The sequence below is a fragment of the Streptomyces sp. NPDC048337 genome, assembly GCF_043201175.1.
Lineage (GTDB): Bacteria > Actinomycetota > Actinomycetes > Streptomycetales > Streptomycetaceae > Streptomyces.
Genome location: NZ_JBICYR010000005.1, coordinates 14167 through 31186 on the forward strand (window position 1 = coordinate 14167; position 17020 = coordinate 31186).

Genomic DNA, 17020 nt, shown 5'->3' on the forward strand with positions numbered 1-17020 from the left:
GGTCAGTGCGGCGCATCGTCACCCGCCGCCGCCGTCACGGACTCCAGCGCTTCCACCGGGAGTTCGGCGGTGACCCGGAACCCGCCGCCGGGCAGGGGGCCGCTGCTCAGCGTGCCGCCCGCCGCGGCGAGGCGCTCGGCGAGGCCGGTCAGACCGCTGCCCGGCGCGGTCGAGCCTACGCCGCCACCGTCGTCCGTGATCACCAGCCGGGTCCGCCCGGCGCGGTCGCCCACCTCGATCTCGCAGGTCTCGGCGGAGCTGTGCCGGATGACGTTGGTGACGGATTCGCGGACCACCCAGCCCAGCAGGGCGGCCGCCTGCGGGGGCAGCGGGGGCCCGGACTGGCGTACGAGGGGCTTGATCCCGGCGGCGGTGAGGGCGCCGCGTGCCCGGTCGAGCTCGCCGGCCAGACTCGCTTCCCGGTAGCCGGTGACTGCCTCGCGGATCTCCGTGAGCGCCTGCCGGCCGACCGACTCGATGTCGGCGACCTGGGCGAGGGCCGCGTCCATGTCCCGGGGCGCGATCCGGCGGGCCGCCTCCGACTTCACGACGATCACCGAGAGGGTGTGGCCGAGCAGGTCGTGCAGATCCCGCGAGAAGCGCAGCCGCTCCTCGTCCACGGCGGTCCGCGCCAGCTCCTGCCGGGTCTCTCGCAGCTCCTTCACCGTCTCGGACAGGGCCAGGATGGCCGCGGTGACCATGCCGGACAGGAACGTCCCGTAGAAGATACCGAGCGCCTCCCATCCGTCGCGGTACGCGGCGATCGCGGCGGCGACGGCGCTGAGGCCGAACATCACCGGGCCGAGCCTGCGGCCCCGGACCACGGTCCCGGTGGCCAGGCCCAGCAGGGGGAAGAACAGCAGCCAGCTGCCCGCGTAGGCGTAGGACAGGGCGCCGGTGATCGCGCCCATCGCGGCCAGGCTCCACTTGGTGCTCGCCGCCGCGCGCTTGCGCGGATCGAAGGAGCGGAACACCACGCTGATGTAGAGGGAGTTGAAGGCCAGCAGGCCGAGGCCGCCGATCAGCGGATTGGGGGTCTCGCCCTGGACGAGGTTGGAGAGGGAGCCCACACCCATCAGCAGCCACGGCAGCAGGGTGAATCCGCTGGGCGCGCCCATGTGGCCGTGGCGGCGCCACCAGGCGGCGCGCGGCGGGGACGGAGCGGTCGGAGTCTTCGTCTGCGTCATGGCCACCACGCTAGGCAGTGGTGCGGGGTCCCCGGCAGATCCGCATGTGGGGACCCCGGCCGTACAAGTGTCACGGCCGGGCCGTGCGCGTACGGGACGCCCGGGCGCGCAGGAGGGTGCGCAGCGGGGCGACCAGCCCGTAGCCGGTGTCGCGGCGCAGGGCGGTGATGCCCGCGCGCTCGACGGCGGCGAGCTGCTGCGCCATGAGCTCGGTCATCGTCGCGACCACGGGACGCAGCCCCGGCTCGGCGAGGCCGAGGTGGCCGTCGGTGGCGTCGAGGGCGGCCCGGGCGCGGCGGGTCTCGTCGGCGAGCAGGGCGCGTACGGCCGGGGTGTCGTGGCCCTGTTCGAGGTCGGCGCGGGTCACGGAGTGCTCGGCGAGCCGGTCGCGCGGGATGCAGAGCCGGCCGTCGGCGAGGTCCCCGGCGAGGTCCGCGAGGAAGTCCACGCGCTGGGCGGCATCGACGAACCGCCGCCAGCCCGCGGCCTGTTCGGGGTCGGGGCCGCCCTGGTACTGGAGGCCGGTGAAGGCGAGCACGCCGGGCCAGGCGTAGGCGTCGAGGTAGGCCTGGAAGTCCGCCTCGGTGCCGAAGCCGTCGAACGCGGCCTCGGCGGTGGCGGCGCCCTCAAGGAACCGGGTGACCCAGTGCGGGGGCAGGGCGCGGGAGTCGACGGCGTGGGCGTAGGCGCGCAGCACGGGGTCGGGGCTGTCCCCGGACTTCAGGGCGGCCCCGACCTGTTCGGTCAAGGCGGCCAGTGCGGTGGCGCGTTGGGATGGGGTCCCGGTTTCGGCCACGTCGTCGACCATGTTCATGAAGGCGAGGCCGGCGGCCAGCCAGGGCACCAGCGGCGGCGCGGCGAGCAGGCGCAGCGTGAGGTAGGGGGCGGGTTCGCGGCGGAGCACCCGGCGTGCGGCGTGCGTGTAGTCCTCCCGCAGCCGGGTGCCGGATATCCCGGCGGCCGTGAGTGTGGTGCGCCAGGTGGGCATGGCGATCTCGCTCCCTTGAGCTCTTCGAGCGTATGTACGTACACGCGTGCGGGTACACGATGTCAGAAGGCGACGGCCTTCTTGACCTTGCCGTCCACACCGGCGAGCACGTAGCCGCCACGGCCGTACTCGTCGGTCAGGTACGGGCGCATGCAGGGGACCTGGTCCATCATCCAGGGCTCGACGATGACGTAGCGCGAGGTCGGGTTCGGCACGTCGAGGTCCTTCTTGGACTGCTCCAGAAGGCCGGGCAGGGCGTCCCAGTTGACGGCTGCCATGTCGATCAGCGGCTCGCCGTCCTTGACCGTGCCGTCCGGGCCCGTGCGCTTGGCCGCGCCGTCGCGGTACTGCCAGGCGTCCACGGTCTTGGCTCCGGGGGCGGTGGGGATGGAGGCGAGGACGTAGCCGTCGTAGACCGTCAGGTCCACGAAGGTGGTCGTGCCCGTCTGCTGCTTGAACGCCTCCAGGGCGATCCGGATGTTCTCCGGGGTGAGCAGACTGCCCCGGGTCGCGCCCGCCTTGGACGTACTCGACTTCGGACCGGGGGTGGGCGTGGCGGCGACAGTGGTGGCGGTGGCGGTGGGGCCGGCGGTGGAGCCTCCCTTCGCATCGTCGCGGCTGCCGGCGGTCCCGTCCGGCAGCCACTGGACGAGGCCGACGACTCCGGCCGCCAGCACCGCCGCGAGTGCGGCGCCGATCAGGGCCGGGCGCCTGCGCGCGGCGGGTGCCACGGGAAGGGGCGTGGTGGTGACCGCGTAGGGCGTGGGCCCGGGACCGAACGGCGACGGGGTCGGCGGGGCGGGCGGGGCGGGTGGCCCGTACGGCCCGTACTGCCCGTACGGGGCCGGGACGGCGGGGGCTGCCACCGGCGGGGCGGCGGCCACCGGCGCCACTCCGGAGCCCGCGCCCGGGGCAGCCCCGAGAGCAGTGCTCGCTTCCCGGAGCAGTTGTTCCAGCCGCGCCCCGTCGGGCCGCGCGGCCGGGTCGCGTACGAGCAGCCGTTCCAGTACGGATCCCAGCGGGCCGGAGCGCACGGGTGCCGGGATCGGGTCGTCCAGCACGGCGACGACCGTGGCCAGGCTGGTGGCCCGGCGCAGCGGATGGACCCCTTCGGCGGCCACGTACAGCATCATGCCCAGCGACCACAGGTCGGAGGCGGCCAGCCCCTCCTCCCCCCGCACGCGTTCGGGCGCGATGTACTCCGGGGAGCCGATCAGCACGCCGGCGGCGGTGAGCCCCGTGGATCCGTGCAGGGCGGCGATGCCGAAGTCGGTGAGCACCGCCGAACCGTCCGAGCGCAGCAGCACGTTGGCCGGTTTCACGTCGCGGTGGTGTATCCCCTCGGCGTGTGCGGCGCGCAGCGCGGACAGGACATCGAGGCCGAGCCGCAGCACGTCCGCGAGCGGAAGCGGCCCGGACGCCAGCCGGTCGTGCAGGGAACCGCCCCGGACGAGCTCCATGACGATCCACGGATGCCCCTCCGCGCCCTCCGCCGGTTCGACGATGTGGTGGATCGTCACCACATGGGGGTGGGCGAGGCGGGCGAGGGCGCGGGCCTCGCGGACGGCACGCTCACGCAGCTGGTCGGCCAGACCGGGCTGGGCGGCGGCGGTGGCCGGGTCCGGCGGGCGCACCTCCTTGAGTGCGACCTCGCGGTGCAGGGCGATGTCGCGGGCCCGCCACACCGTACCCATGCCGCCGCTGCCCAGGGGCGCGACCAGTTCGAAGCGCCCGTCGATCAACCGTCTGCCGGCCTCACCAGTGTCCATGGGCGGTCATCGTAGGCGCCGCCGGTGTCAGCAGCGGCGGCGGTCCTCCGTGAGCGTTCCCTGCACGGTGGTGAGCGCACGGTCGTAGCAGCCGCCCGGCGCCCCGGAGCCGTGCAGGCGGTGGCGGGCGGTCGTGGTGGCGACCGCGTGCCGCTGGTCGCGCGGGACGTTGGCCGTGTAGGTGGCGTCGCCCTTGTAGCGGTCGTCGAGCCGGGAGACGTCGACGCTCCGGCCGCCGCGCAGGGTGACGGTGTCCGCCCGGTCGCCGAGGGAGAGGACGGTCCGCAGCCGGTCGCCCGCGCCGAGGGTGGTCTCGCCGTCCATCGTGTACGTGCGCGCCGTGCGGGTGGCGGTGGCCCCTCGGGTCACGGTCTCCTCGTCGTTCCAGGTGGCGGTGAGCGCGTCGCGGTTCTCGCCGTCGGTCCAGCGGTGGACCGAGGTGTTGCGTACCGCCCGGGTGACGGTGGTGGTGACCCGGCCGTGGGAGGTGTCGAGGTGCCCGGTGACGGTCAGCCGGTGGGCGCCCTCGGTGTCCAGGCGGTGCTCGGCTCCGGGGGTTCCGGGTGTGGCGGGGGTCCAGCGGGAGGAGTTGGCCGGATCGCTCTGCTCGTGGCGGGTCAGGGCGCCGGTGACGACTTCACGGGCCTGGTCCTGCCAGAGCAGCAGATTGGTGGGGGTGCTCCAGCCGCTCTGCCCGGCCGGCACTCCGGCGACGGACACCTCGATCCGGTGCGGGCGCCCGTCGTTGAGGAGGGCGGCGTAGGGGGTGAGGTCGTAGAGGACGGGCTGCACGTCGAAGGCGCGGGGGCCGGGGGTGACGTACCAGAGGAAGGGGTTGGACCAGCCGCCGGTCCAGACGGTGGGGAAGGGCGCGGCGATGCCCGCGAGCGCGCCGTCCACGGAGATGCGGACCTCGCGGTAGGGGCCGTCGGCGGCCTTGCAGGAGTACGGGGCCACGTCCGGGGTGGTCATGTACCAGTACTCCTCGCAGCCACCGCCCGAGCCCGTGGCGTACACCTCGGCGAGGAGGCGCTCGGTGTTGCGCGGGGTGCTGACGGCGGGCGAGGTGAGCGGGAGGACCCGGTCGGGGGTGTCGGGGGCGGGGGTGGCGCCCTCGGCGGCGTAGAAGGTGAGGGTGACCTTGACGTCGATGACGCCGGTGTAGGTGTCGTTGACGACGTTGCCGATGAGCATCTCGACGGGCTGGGGGCGGCTGAGGGTGTCCCGGTAGCGGGTGACGTCCTTCTCGACGGACCAGGTGATGCCGTCGGGCGAGGGCTGCGGGGTGGAGGTGCGCAGGATCTCGACGTCGCCGAGGGTCACGTACCCGAGCCGGTCGTACTGGCGGCCCTTGACCTTGCCGTCGAGGCGGAGCACCACCTTGGCCCAGTGGTCGGGGCCGCAGCCGGGGGGCGGCGTGTAGCCGCCCCGGTACGGGGTGAAGTCGCGGAACTGCGCCTCGGCGAGGGTCACCTGGCAGGACCGGGTCGCGGGCCGGGTGACGGGCGGGGCGGCGGTGAGCGGGTCGTGCCAGTCGGTGCCGAACTCGGCGGGCGGCTCGCCACCGGCCGGGGCCGCGGTCGTGGCATGCGCGGGTCCCGCGCCGGCCAGGGTGGCGGCGGCCAGCGCGATCGCGCCGAGCACGCCCGTGATCCTGTGTCGTCTCATGGGCCGGCAGTGAAACCCGGCCCGCCGGGACCGCGCCAGGCCGGGTGTGCCGAGAGTGGCCCGATCTCGCCCCTGCCGGGCTAGGCCGGGAGGACCACGATGCCGTCGTCGTCGGCGTGGACCGTGTCGCCGGGGCGGAAGGTGGTGCCGCCGATGGTGACGGGCACGTCCACCTCGCCCGCACCGGTCTTCCCGCTCTTACGGGGAACCGTGCCCAGCGCCTTGATGCCGAGGTCGAGTCCGCCCAAGGCCACGCTGTCGCGGACGGCGCCGTTGATGATCAGGCCCGCCCAGCCGTTGCGCTCGGCGGCGCCGGCGAGGAGGTCGCCCACCAGGGCGGTGCGCAGCGAGCCGCCCCCGTCCACGACGAGGACGGCGCCCTCGCCCGGCCCGTGGACGAGTTCGCGCAGCAGCGCGTTGTCCTCGTGGCAGGAGAGGGTCCGCACGGGGCCGGCGAAGAGCCGGCGGCCGCCCAGCTGCCGGAACTGCGTGTCGCAGATGCCGAGGGCCTCGCCGTGCTCGTCGTACAGGTCGGCCGTGGGGAGGGGGGTGACGCTCATGTCGCTGGGACTTCCTCGCTGCTCGTTCTCGCTCGTACGTCGCGCCGTGCGGCCAGCGTAACGGGCGGCGCGCGGCGGGCCGGCGGGCACGGGTCAGTCGCGGGAGTTGCCGAAGAGGATCCGGTAGCCGATGAGCAGGACCAGGGAGCCCGCGATGGCGGAGCCCCAGGTGGCGAGGTCGAAGAACTGGCTCTGGATCGGGCGGTCCAGGAACCGCGCCGAGAGCCAGCCGCCGATGAAGGCGCCGGCGACGCCGATGAGGGTGGTTCCGATCAGGCCGCCGGGGTCGCGGCCGGGCAACAGGAGCTTGGCGATGCCTCCGGCCAGCAGTCCCAGGATGATCCAGCCGACGATCCCCATGCCCGTTCACTCCGTTTCGGTGGTTCGGTGTTCACCGGGGAGGACGCGGCAAGCGCCGGAACGGTTCTCCGCCCGCCCGCCCGCGTTCAGCGCCGGTCGGCGGAACGGGCCAGTGCGAGGGGGCGGGGCGTCGGGGCGGGCCCGGTCCCCCGCAGGGCCACGGCGGCGGGCGGGGTGCGGGTCAGCAGGAGGACCCCGCGGGCCGCCGCCGCTGCACCGGCCACCGCGAGCAGGACCCCCAGCAGGCCGCCTTGGAGGCGTTCGCCGAGCAGGACCATGCCGATGGCGGCCGCGGCGAGCGGGTTGGCCAGGTTCACCACGGCGAGGGGGGCGCCGAGCCCGCCCCGGTAGGCCCGCTGTGACAGGAGCAGCCCGCCGACCGCGAACACGACGACGAGCAGGGCCACCGCGACGACCCGCACGCTGAGCAGGGATCCACCGCGGCCGCCCGCCACGGCCACGGTCTGGGTCAGGGCGGAGGCGGCCGCGGAGGCCAGCCCGGAGGCCGTGGCGTGCCGCAGGCCGGAGCGCGGGTCCTTGACGGCGGTCAGCAGCAGGATCACGGCGGCCGTGGCCCCGGAGACGGCGAGGGCCTCGGCCAGGGTGAGGGTGTCGTCGGGGGCCGGTCCGGATGCCGGGAGCAGCAGCAGGCCCAGGCCCGCGACGGTGGCCAGGGTGCCCCGCCACTCGGTGGCCGCCACCCGGCGCCCGGCCCGGCGCGCGCCGAGCGGGACGGCGGCGACGAGGGTGAGCGCGCCGAGCGGCTGGACCAGGGTCAGGGGCCCGTACCGCAGGGCGGCGGCGTGCAGCAGCGCGGCGGACGCGTTCAGCCCGGCCGACCACCACCAGGCGCCGTTGCCGAGCAGGGCCCTGGCGCTGCGGGCCACGGCGGCCCGGGCGAGCCGTTCCTGGGCGACGGCGGCGGACGCGTAGGCCACGGCCGAGGCGAGGCAGAGGCAGACGGCGAGTGCGGTGTCGTTCATCGCGCGACCGCCCCCGCGGTCTCGGCGGAGCGCCGCGTGCCGGGCAGTTCCTCTACGGCGGCACCCGCATCGCAGTCCCCGCCGATGTCGGTATGGATGTCGGTATCGGTATCGGCCGGGCCCGGCCGCGGGATCACCAGCAGGGCGACCCCGAGCAGCACGGTCGCCACGATCGCGTCGAGCCAGTAGTGGTTGGCCGTGCCGACGATCACCAGCAGGGTCAGCAGGGGGTGCAGCAGCCACAGCGCTCGCCACCGGGACCGGGTCGCGGCGATCATGCCGAGCGCGAGCATCAGGGCCCAGCCGAAGTGCAGCGAGGGCATCGCGGCGAACTGGTTGGCCAGGGTGTCGGTGGCCGGCGCGGCCCCGTAGACGGTGGGTCCGTAGACCTGGCCGGTGTCGATCAGGCCCGCGGCGCCGAGCATCCGCGGGGGCGCCAGCGGCAGGGCGAGGTGCAGGGCGAGGGCGGCGCCGGTGAGGACGGTGAGTATCCGGCGGGTCCACAGGTAGTGGCCGGGGCGGCGCAGGTAGAGCCAGACCAGGAAGAGTGCGGTCGCGGGGAAGTGGACGGCCGCGTAGTAGGTGTTCGCGGTGTGCACGAGGGCGTCCCCGTGGAGCAGCAGCCGCTGTATCGCGCCCTCGCCGGGCAGGCGCAGGGCGCGCTCGGCGTCCCAGACCCACCCGGCGTTGCGGTACGCCTCGTCGGTGCGCCCCGTGGAGAACATCCGGCCCGCCTTGTAGACGGCGAAGAGGCCCACCACGAGGAGCAGCTCGCGTATGAGGCGGCGGCGCGCGGCTCTCGGTCCGGCTGCCGGATCGGCAGGTGTGGTCTGGGACATCCCCCGGCTCTCTCTTCCTGTACTCCTGTACACGCAATCGACACGCCAGTGTATCGATACATTCGCGTATCGATACGACGGTGTACCGATACGCTCGCGTTCCCCTACACTCGTACTCGAACCTGCCGCAGAGGCGCCCCTGAGGAGAGTTTCACCCCATGACGTCGACGCCGCCCGCCGCGCGCCGCTCCAAGATCACCCCGGAGCGGGAGCGGGAGTTCTACGAGGCCGTCCTGGACCAGCTGCGCGAGCACGGCTACGAGGCCCTGACCATGGAGGGCGTCGCCGCCCGGGCGAGCTGCGGCAAATCCACGCTGTACCGGCAGTGGAAGACCAAGCCCCGGCTCGTCGCCGCCGCCCTGCGCGCGAACCGGCAGGGCACCCTGGTCGCGGTGGACACCGGGACACTGGCGGGCGACCTGCGCGAGGCGGCCCGGATCGCGGCCTGCACCTCGGGGCGCGACACCCGGCTCACCCAGGCCCTGGGGCACGCCGTGCTCAGCGACGAGGAGCTCCAGGCGGCCCTGCGCGAGGCACTGGTCGAGCCGGAGCTGGCCGCCTTCGACGCGATGGCGGAGCGGGCCGTGGCGCGGGGCGAGATCGCCGCGGACCATCCGGCCGTGGAGTTCCTGCCGGCGCAGCTGATGGGCGTGCTGCGCATCCGGCCGGTGCTGGAGGGGCGGTACGCCGACGCCGACTACCTGGTGCGGTTCGTCGACGCGGTCATGCTCCCGGCCCTGGGTCTGACGGCACCCGGGACCCCCTGAACCGGCGGGCCGCCGTCCCGATGACCTGACGGCGACCTGCCCGCGCTGCCTCGTGGGGACGGCGGCAGCGCGCCACCCGGACCGGGCGGCGGCCACTCACACGTGGAGCGGCCGCCGCCCGATCTGTGCGGACGTGTGGTCCCGTCAGCGGACGGCGCCCATGGTCCGGGTGAACTCCTCGGGGCCGGCGTCGAAGCCACGCAGGCGCGCGTCGAGGGACCAGACGCCCGAGTCCTCCCGGGTGAACTCCGCGACCGTGGCCGCGGTTGCGGTCGGGACGGACTCGAAGCCGCCCTGGGCGAGGTCCGTGTATCCCTCGCGGATCCGGATTCCCGTGCCGGCGATGTCGGCGAAGGTCTTCCGGGGACCGCCGCCGGTGTCCTGGATGATCACGCCGACCACCACCCGCCGCAACTCCGGTGCCATCCGGTCGAGTTCGAGGGTCATCACCTCGTCGAAGCCGAAGCCCTGACCCGTGTGGCTGTCCCGGTTCAGGGTGATGGTGCCGTCGGGCGAGCGGCTGCCGAAGTGGACCAGGTGGAGGGGAACCCCGTGGAGGTCCGCCGCGCCGTAGACCGCGGCCACGATGTCGAGGTCGTGCGGGGGCGTGCCGGCGGGACTGGGGTCCCACCGCAGCCCGACCTCCACCTTGGCCAGACCCTTGCGTACACCGGTCACCGAACTCCCCCTCCTTCGTACGGCTGTTGCCCGGACATGCTCCCACGCTGCTCGGGTCCGGGCCGAACGGCCGTACGTTCCCGGCCAGTTCACCAGGCTCTCACCAGGCCGCGTCCTGTACGGGCCTGCCCGGCCCCGGCGCGTTGCCGAGCCGCTTGACCTGGCCCGGATCCGGCTCCGTCCACGGGGCTGGTCGTCGCCCAGCCACTCCCCGACCGGCTTGACCCCGCCGAGGGCCTCGGTCGGGGCGAGGTCGGCGGCGGTGTCGGCGCGGCGCCCCCGAAGCCGCCGCCCCCGACCGGCCTTCCCCACCTGGCCCGCGGCCGCTGCGCCAGCCGCCACTCGGCCAGCGCCTCCGGCCCCAGCGGGAACGCCTGGAGCTGCACCCCGCCGGCGGTCTCCTCTCCGGTCACCTGGCCCTCGACCGTGGCGCCGAGCCCCAGCGGTACGGCGACGAACTGGCGCACCGTGCCGTCGCCCGGGGAACTCCCCCATCCCGGGAGGCAGCGCGTGCGCACCCGGTTCGGGGAGTCGCAATGTCCGTATGAAGCGGATCTACGCCCCTTCACCCAAGTGCAGTGCATTACCATCGAGACGTACCGAATCAGCGGCCATGTCTGCCCATTTTTCCCGCCCCTGCCCGGCTTTGCCACAGGATCTGCGGCCGTTCCGGATCGTTATCCTCAAGTTTTCCTCAGATCTAGTGACGCTGCGCCCGTCCCCTTCCTAGCTTCCTCATACACGTGTCTCGACGTCCCCCACGTCCCCGTGGTTCCGCGTGCGCCGGCGATCCCGGCGCACGCCCGCGTTCCGAGGAAAGAGTTCAGCATGAAGGTTCCCCAGGCCGGAGCGGTCGCCGCAGTGATCGCCCTCGCCCTCACCACCTCCGGGTGCGGCGGCGACGACGAGCCCAAGGGGAAGCTCGCCATCGGCATCAAGTTCGACCAGCCCGGCATCGGGATGCGCGAGGCGGACGGGACCTTCACCGGCTTCGACGTGGACGTCGCCACCTACGTGGCCAAGGAGCTCGGCTACAAGCCGGACCGGATCGACTTCAAGCAGGTCTACAGCAACGACCGCGAGCTGCTGCTCCAGTACAACGAGGTGCAGTTCGTCGCCGCGAGCTACTCGATCAGCGACAAGCGCAAGGAGAAGGTCGACTTCGCCGGCCCGTACTTCATCGCGCACCAGGACCTGATGGTGCGCGCCGGCGACGCGAGCATCACCAAGGCCGAGGACCTCAACAACAAGCGGTTGTGCTCGGTCTCCGGCTCCACCTCCGCGGAGAACGTCAGGAACAAGCTCGCCCCGAAGGCCAGCCTCCTGGAGCTCGGCGGGTACTCGGAGTGCGTCGTCGCCCTCCATGACGGCCTGGTCGACGCCATGACCACGGACAATTCCATCCTGGCCGGGTACACCGCCAGGAAGGGCAACGAGGGCAAGTTCAAGCTGGTCGGGCTGAGCCTGAGCAACGAGAGCTACGGCATCGGCGTCAAGAAGGGCGACAAGGAGCTCCAGGGCAAGATCAACGCCGCCCTGAAGAAGATGGTCGAGGACGGCTCCTGGGAAGCGGCCGTGAAGAAGAACTTCGGCGCGGCGGACTACAAGTACGAGCCGGCCCCTCAGGTCACCTCCGGCATCACAGCGGGCAGCTGACGATCGTCGAGGCGGTGGCAGGGTCCGACCAGTCGGCGTCGAAGCGGGCGTTGACGACGTAGAGCCGGTCGCCGTGGACCGCGGCGGTCGTCGGCTCGTCGAAGCGCGGGTCGGTGATCCGCTTGACGAAGCGGGCCCGGCGGCCGTCCCCGCTCAGGGTGAACACGTCGACGGCGTACGCCCAGTTGCGTACGACGTACAGGGTGCGGCCGTGGACCACGAGCCCGTCGCCGTTGCCCACCGAGCCTCCGTCGAGCACGGTGCGGGTGGCGTCGCCGGTGCGCGGGTCGACGCGGAACAGCGCCTCCGCGGTGTCGTGCACCACCAGCAGGGCCCGGCCGTCGGGGGTCCGCTCGATGCCGTTGGCGCCCCAGTGCTGCCCGCCGGGCGGGACCGGGGCCCACTCGCCGCCGAGCGGCACGGCACGGGGGGCCGCCTCGGCGCCGGTGAGCTCGCGACCGGCGGGCAGGAAGTACAGGACGTCGTTGAAGGAGTCCGTGAACCAGGCTCCGCCGCATCCGACGATGACGTCGTTGATGAAGGCGGCGCCGGTCGCGGCCTGGTGGGTGGCCAGCGCCCGGCCGTCGCCGGCGTGGATCACCCGGATCCGGCCGCTGTCGCCGCCCGCCACCAGCAACCTGCCGTACGTGTCGAGCTTGAGGCCGACCGCCATCGGGCCCTGGCCGCGGGTGAGGATGCGGCCGGCCCCGGTGGCGAGGTCTACGCGGTAGATCGAGCCGTCGATCAGCGAGCCCGTGTAGGCCACGCCGCGGCCGGAGACGGCTATGCCCTCCGGCTGGAAGCCGGGCGGGGTCGCGAGGGTGTCGGGCCGCCGGGTTTCGGCGGGCCGGGCCTGGGCGGAGGGGGCGAGGGGACCTGCGAGCGCGGCGCCGCCGAGTGCCGCGGCCGCGCCGATGAACCTGCGCCGACCCAAGGGTCCGGTCACGGTGGTGTCCTTTCAACTGCCTTGGTGGAAGCGTCGGTTGACGATCCCACCTCAGCACACCCCCGGCGCCCCGACCGTCCCTGACGACGACACTTCACAAGGGAATGAGGAGCCTCCCCTTCGCGACCGCGCGGACGGCCGAGATCAGGTCACGGGGGCCTTGCCGCGCAGCACGGTCAGGAATTCGCGCATCCAGCGCGAGTGGTCGGGCCAGGCCCGTGCCGAGACGAGCGTGCCGTCCACCACCGTCTCGGCGTCCTCGAACTCGGCCCCCGCCGCCTTCATGTCCAGCTCCAGCGCCGGATACGCGGTCACCCGGCGGCCCGCCAGTCCCCCGGCCGCGGCGGTGATCAGCGGGCCGTGGCAGATCTGGGCGATGGGCTTGTCGGACCCGGCGAAGGCGTCCAGGATCCGCCGCACCTCGGGATCGTTGCGCAGGTACTCCGGCGCCCGGCCGCCCGGCACGACCAGGGCGGCGTAGTCCTCCGTGACCACGTCGGCGAAGGCCAGGTCGGCCGGCCAGGTGTAGCCGGGCTTCTCGGTGTAGGTGTCGAAGCCGTCCTCGAAGTCGTGGACCACGAACCGCAGTTTCTTCACCGACGGCGCCGCGATGTGGACCTCGTAGCCCTCCTCGCGCAGGCGCTGGTACGGATACAGGACCTCCAGCGACTCCGCGGCGTCACCGGTCACGATGAGGATCTTGGCTGCCATGTGCTGCTCCCGTCACGGCTGTTCACGGTCGGCTCGGCCCCGCCGGGGCCACCGCTACCCTGCCCGCGGCGCCCACCCGGCACACACCAAGGTGCGCGTGCCGGACACATGGTTTTTACCTGTACGGCACATGACAATGTGAACCTCGCTCTGCCACCTGACACCCCGCCAATTCCCCGGGTGGGGACGGTGCGTGTGGAGAGGTACCCCCACGTGAAGAAGATCCCTCGCCTGACCTCCTGGGCGGCCGGCATCGCGGCCGTCGCCCTGTTCGCCGTACCCGCCGCGGCCTCGGCCGGCCAGCAGCGGACGGCGGAGGCCCGCTCCGCCGCGGCCGCCACCCCGGCGGCGGGCGCCTCGGCCGTCGACGCCTATTACGCGGCCGCCGAGGGCAAGACCGGCGCCGCGCTGAAGACCGCCCTGCACGACATCATCAAGACCCAGTCCAAGGTGACCTACGACGGCGTGTGGAACGCGCTGAAGCTCACCGACCAGGACCCGGCGAACCCGAACAACGTCATCCTGGTGTACTCCGGCCGCTCGCAGTCCAAGTCCACCAACGGCGGCGGGGTCAACGACTGGAACCGCGAGCACGTCTGGGCCAAGAGCCACGGCGACTTCGGCACCGCCACCGGCCCGGGCACGGACCTGCACCACCTGCGCCCCGAGGACGTCACCGTCAACAGCACCCGCGGCAACAAGGACTTCGACAAGGGCGGCAGCCCGGTCGCCGAGGCCCCGGGCAGCTTCACCGACGCCGACTCCTTCGAGCCCCGCGACGCGGTCAAGGGTGACGTGGCGCGCATGCTGCTCTACATGGCCGTGCGCTACGACGGCGGCGACGGCTTCGCCGACCTGGAGATGAACGACAAGGTCAACAACGGCACCGCCCCCCTCTTCGGCCGGATCAGCCTGCTGAAGCAGTGGAACCAGATGGACCCGCCGGACGCCTTCGAGCAGCGCCGCAACCAGGTCATATTCGACACCTACCAGCACAACCGCAACCCGTTCATCGACCACCCGGAGTGGGTCAACTCCATCTGGTAACCGGACCCGGCACTCTCGACCGGCTTCGGGGGTTGGGGCGCGCCTGGCCGGGTATTCGCAGGCCAGAGGCTGCGGGCCGCGCCCGGCGGCGGCAGCCGACGGAGGTACGTGGCCATGGACGGAGCCGGACTTTCCGACCGCGAGCAGCGCGCCCTCTCGGCGATCGAAGACCAACTCAAGAGCGACCGGTCACTGAACCGGTTGCTGCGGTCCGCGCATCTGCGTCACCGCACCGCTACGGCCTGTGTGCTGGGTGCGGTGACGGTGGCGCTGTTCGTCGCGGCGTCGGTCACCGTGTCGCAGCCGCTGATCTGGGCTTTCGCCGCCGCCTGGATGCTGACCGTGGCCACGGCGCTGCCGCTGGTCGGCGGGTGGATCCGCCGCCGCTGGCAGCGCCGTGAGCGCACGGCGCGGCCGCAGGCACCTGACGCTCCCTAGTCGGAGAGGTAGATCTCGTCCAGGGTGTCGATGGCTCCGTCGGCGCCCAGGTGGTAGCGGAAGGGCAGGCCGGAGTCGGGGTGTGCGGTCACCCAGGAGATGAGTTCGTGGAGGGTGATGGGCTTGGGGTCCACGCCCGAGAGGATCGGAGCGGTGGCCGTGATCTTGGCGGATTCCGCGATCGGGATGAAGGTCTCCTTGCCCACGGTCTCGAAGGCGGCGCCCTCCGTGTCCTTGCTGCCGCAGCTCCAGTTCCCGTGCTTGACGATCAGGTTGTGGGAGCCGCCCTCCGGCGTGTAGCGGCGCAGGGAGAGCATGTCCGGGGCGATGGGCATCTTGTGGTCGCACGTCGCGGCGGGAGCCGGGGGCGTGGGCTTCTTCACGCCGGTGGCGACCGCCGTGGGCTTGGGGGCCGGCTTCGACGCCGAGGCAGAGGGCTTCGCGGCCGCCGAGGACGTCGTGGAGGGCGTGGCCGGGGCGCTGGGCGCGGGCGCTCCGGGCGTGCTCCCGTCCGCTCCGCCCTGACAGGCCGAGAGCGCGAGCACCCCGCACACCGCCAGGGCGGCCAGGGCCGCCCGTCTGCCGTCGCGTACCGCCCGCATGGTCGTCTCCCTCTGCCTGTTCGAAGCGTGGCGTCAACGTAGCGCAGGGGATTCGGCCAGGACGATGACCGGAAGTCGTTCGTCACCGGTCCGGAATCGTGTTGCTGCGGAGTACGGACTTCCGTTGCCTAGCGGAGCCGGTCGGCGAGAGTGTTGAAGGCGGGCCAGGTCAGTTGGGGCGTGCGGGAGTCCCACACCTTCTGGGAGAGCGCGGCGAGCGGCAACCGGATGCCCGCCGCCACCTGGGCCTGGGTCTGGGCCCCGGACAGGTCGCACCACACGGCGAGGCGCGCGCCCAGGATCTGGCCGGCGTACCGGGCGGGGACGGCGGTGGTGCCGCGCAGGACCAGCGGGGTCCACTGCTCGTAGATGCGCCGCCCGGTGGGATAGGTGAACTGGTTGGGCTCGCCCAGCACGTAGTACAGGTACTCGTCGTTGAGGTTCACCACTTTGCGGCCCGCGCTCAGGTAGTCCAGCGGCGGGCGGGCGCCGATCTCCTTGCCGGTCCAGTACTCCACCTGGAGGTCCTTGGCCGCGCTCGCGACCCCGCCGGCGAAGAAGCCGTCGTTCCACGCCTTGAGCGCCTTGCCCGACGGGCGCACGGTGGCCGCGCGGTCGTCGAGCCAGCCCGTCGCGAGGTCCTGTACGCGGGCCGTTGGACCGTAACGCTGCCGTGCCGCGGTCGCGAGCTGCGGGAAGGAGGCCTCGGGGTCGCGGACGACCAGCGCCTGGTACTCGTCGGCGCCCAGGTGCCAGGCCCCTCCGGGGAACAACGGCAGGTACTCGCGCAGCAGTTCGTCGACGAACTTGGCGGCCGCGGGGTTGGATATGTCCACGGCGCCCTTCACCGCCGCGCCCTGGGCGTTGCGCAGTTGCAGGTCGGGGTGGGCGCGCAGCACGGCGCCGAGGTGTCCGGGCGAGTCGATCTCGGGGACGACGGTGATGTGGAGGCGGGCGGCGAGCGCCGTGATGCCGCGCACCTGCACCTTGGTGAGGTGCGGGGTGGAAACGATCTCGGGGTGGGTGTCGGACTCTATGCGGAAGGCCTGGTCGTCGGAGAAGTGCAGGCCGAGCTGGTTCAGCTTCATGTCGGCCATCTCGCGCAGCCGGTCCTCGATCCAGTCGGGGGTGAAGTGCTTGCGCGCGATGTCGAGGTTGAGGCCGCGCTGCGGTTTGGCCGGAGCGTCGCGCACGGTGCCCTCGGGGGCCGAACCGGCGCCGCGCACGGCCTGCTTGAGGGTGCGGGTGCCGTAGAAGACCCCGGCCTCGTCGGGGCCGGTGATCTTGACCCGGCCGTCCTTGACGGTGAGGGTGTACGACTCGGGCGACCCGGAGTCCTTGGCGCCGAGGGAGAGTTCCACGTCGCCGGGGCGCGGGGTCGCCGACTCCGCGTATCCCATGCGCAGTTCACCGGCGAGCAGTTTCCCCTCGTCGGCGAGGGCGGCCGTGCTGCCCTGTGCGACGACCACGCGGGCCTGGGGGGCGGGCTTCCAGCCGGGGCCGCGGGCGGGTATGTGCTCCCGTACGGCCGGGATGGTGCGCGGGGCGGTGGACAGCGGGTAGGACGGCGTCGGGGTGGGCGGGGGCTCCGCCGCGCCGGTCCCCTCCGGGGTGGCAGGCGGCGCGCTGGTGCCCGGCGTCGGGACGGAGGGGGCGCGCGGCCCGTCGGAGGCGGCGTTGGTGCAGCCGGGGAGGGCGAGTGCGACCAGCGCGGCGGCCGTCGCCGTCGCGCTGACGTGGACTCTCCTGTGCTGCCTCGGTTTCCGCATCATGCACCCGTGTCCCCCGTACCAACGTGGCACGGGGGACTCGGGCGCGCGA

General features: G+C 73.1%; 17 protein-coding genes. 4 read left to right on the forward strand and 13 right to left on the reverse strand.

Annotation, left to right across the window (positions count from 1 at the left end):
- Window positions 1-2 precede the first annotated feature (2 nt).
- From ACGFYU_RS10125 to ACGFYU_RS10160, 8 genes are all read right to left on the reverse strand, one after another.
- Window positions 3-1187 carry a sensor histidine kinase gene (locus ACGFYU_RS10125; RefSeq protein ID WP_393826806.1) on the reverse strand — a complete coding sequence of 395 codons (1185 nt, stop codon included), beginning with the start codon at window positions 1185-1187 and terminating at the stop codon, window positions 3-5.
- Window positions 1188-1257: 70 nt separating this feature from the next.
- The gene (locus tag ACGFYU_RS10130; protein WP_393826807.1) at window positions 1258-2175 is read right to left on the reverse strand and encodes a squalene/phytoene synthase family protein; all 918 of its coding nucleotides are present in this window, start codon (window positions 2173-2175) and stop codon (window positions 1258-1260) included.
- Window positions 2176-2237: 62 nt separating this feature from the next.
- Window positions 2238-3944: a serine/threonine-protein kinase gene (locus ACGFYU_RS10135; RefSeq protein WP_393826808.1), complete on the reverse strand. Its 1707-nt coding sequence runs from the start codon at window positions 3942-3944 to the stop codon at window positions 2238-2240.
- A gap of 27 nt (window positions 3945-3971) precedes the next feature.
- Complete coding sequence (locus ACGFYU_RS10140; RefSeq protein WP_393826809.1) at window positions 3972-5612, reverse strand: peptide-N4-asparagine amidase; 1641 nt, start codon at window positions 5610-5612, stop codon at window positions 3972-3974.
- A gap of 80 nt (window positions 5613-5692) precedes the next feature.
- Complete coding sequence (rraA, locus tag ACGFYU_RS10145; protein ID WP_393826810.1) at window positions 5693-6172, reverse strand: ribonuclease E activity regulator RraA; 480 nt, start codon at window positions 6170-6172, stop codon at window positions 5693-5695.
- Window positions 6173-6265: 93 nt separating this feature from the next.
- Window positions 6266-6532, reverse strand: coding sequence for a GlsB/YeaQ/YmgE family stress response membrane protein (locus ACGFYU_RS10150; RefSeq protein WP_393826811.1), 267 nt, complete (start codon window positions 6530-6532; stop codon window positions 6266-6268).
- Window positions 6533-6618: 86 nt separating this feature from the next.
- Entirely contained in the window at window positions 6619-7515 is an 897-nt protein-coding gene (locus ACGFYU_RS10155) for a hypothetical protein (RefSeq protein WP_393826812.1), read from the reverse strand.
- Window positions 7512-8354 carry a phosphatase PAP2 family protein gene (locus ACGFYU_RS10160; RefSeq protein ID WP_393826813.1) on the reverse strand — a complete coding sequence of 281 codons (843 nt, stop codon included), beginning with the start codon at window positions 8352-8354 and terminating at the stop codon, window positions 7512-7514. The genes ACGFYU_RS10155 and ACGFYU_RS10160 overlap by 4 nt, the downstream gene beginning before the upstream one ends.
- 158 nt (window positions 8355-8512) lie before the next feature.
- Between ACGFYU_RS10160 and ACGFYU_RS10165 the strand changes: the two genes are divergently transcribed.
- Window positions 8513-9121: a TetR/AcrR family transcriptional regulator gene (locus ACGFYU_RS10165; protein WP_393826814.1), complete on the forward strand. Its 609-nt coding sequence runs from the start codon at window positions 8513-8515 to the stop codon at window positions 9119-9121.
- Window positions 9122-9265: 144 nt separating this feature from the next.
- Here the strand turns inward: ACGFYU_RS10165 and ACGFYU_RS10170 are convergent, their stop codons facing one another.
- A complete protein-coding gene (locus ACGFYU_RS10170; protein ID WP_393826815.1) occupies window positions 9266-9799 on the reverse strand; it encodes a TerD family protein in 534 nt (177 codons plus the stop codon).
- Between the two features lie 828 nt (window positions 9800-10627).
- Between ACGFYU_RS10170 and ACGFYU_RS10175 the strand changes: the two genes are divergently transcribed.
- The gene (locus tag ACGFYU_RS10175) at window positions 10628-11455 is read left to right on the forward strand and encodes a glutamate ABC transporter substrate-binding protein (protein WP_393826816.1); all 828 of its coding nucleotides are present in this window, start codon (window positions 10628-10630) and stop codon (window positions 11453-11455) included.
- Here ACGFYU_RS10175 and ACGFYU_RS10180 read toward each other — a convergent pair.
- The gene (locus ACGFYU_RS10180; RefSeq protein ID WP_393826817.1) at window positions 11439-12401 is read right to left on the reverse strand and encodes an SMP-30/gluconolactonase/LRE family protein; all 963 of its coding nucleotides are present in this window, start codon (window positions 12399-12401) and stop codon (window positions 11439-11441) included. The two genes, ACGFYU_RS10175 and ACGFYU_RS10180, sit on opposite strands and share 17 nt — an antisense overlap.
- A gap of 144 nt (window positions 12402-12545) precedes the next feature.
- The gene (locus ACGFYU_RS10185; protein WP_393826818.1) at window positions 12546-13112 is read right to left on the reverse strand and encodes a DJ-1/PfpI family protein; all 567 of its coding nucleotides are present in this window, start codon (window positions 13110-13112) and stop codon (window positions 12546-12548) included.
- 213 nt (window positions 13113-13325) lie between these two features.
- On the opposite strand from ACGFYU_RS10185, the gene ACGFYU_RS10190 reads away from it, so the two are divergent.
- Together ACGFYU_RS10190 and ACGFYU_RS10195 are read left to right on the forward strand one after the other, a co-directional pair.
- Window positions 13326-14159 carry an endonuclease I family protein gene (locus tag ACGFYU_RS10190; RefSeq protein ID WP_393826819.1) on the forward strand — a complete coding sequence of 278 codons (834 nt, stop codon included), beginning with the start codon at window positions 13326-13328 and terminating at the stop codon, window positions 14157-14159.
- Window positions 14160-14273: 114 nt separating this feature from the next.
- On the forward strand, window positions 14274-14597 hold the full coding sequence (locus ACGFYU_RS10195; protein WP_393826820.1) for a DUF3040 domain-containing protein: 324 nt from the start codon (window positions 14274-14276) through the stop codon (window positions 14595-14597).
- Here ACGFYU_RS10195 and ACGFYU_RS10200 read toward each other — a convergent pair.
- Both ACGFYU_RS10200 and ACGFYU_RS10205 read right to left on the reverse strand, forming a co-directional pair.
- Window positions 14594-15199: a hypothetical protein gene (locus tag ACGFYU_RS10200; protein ID WP_393826821.1), complete on the reverse strand. Its 606-nt coding sequence runs from the start codon at window positions 15197-15199 to the stop codon at window positions 14594-14596. The genes ACGFYU_RS10195 and ACGFYU_RS10200 overlap by 4 nt on opposite strands.
- A gap of 128 nt (window positions 15200-15327) precedes the next feature.
- A complete protein-coding gene (locus tag ACGFYU_RS10205; RefSeq protein WP_393827135.1) occupies window positions 15328-16968 on the reverse strand; it encodes a glycoside hydrolase family 20 protein in 1641 nt (546 codons plus the stop codon).
- Window positions 16969-17020: the final 52 nt, after the last annotated feature.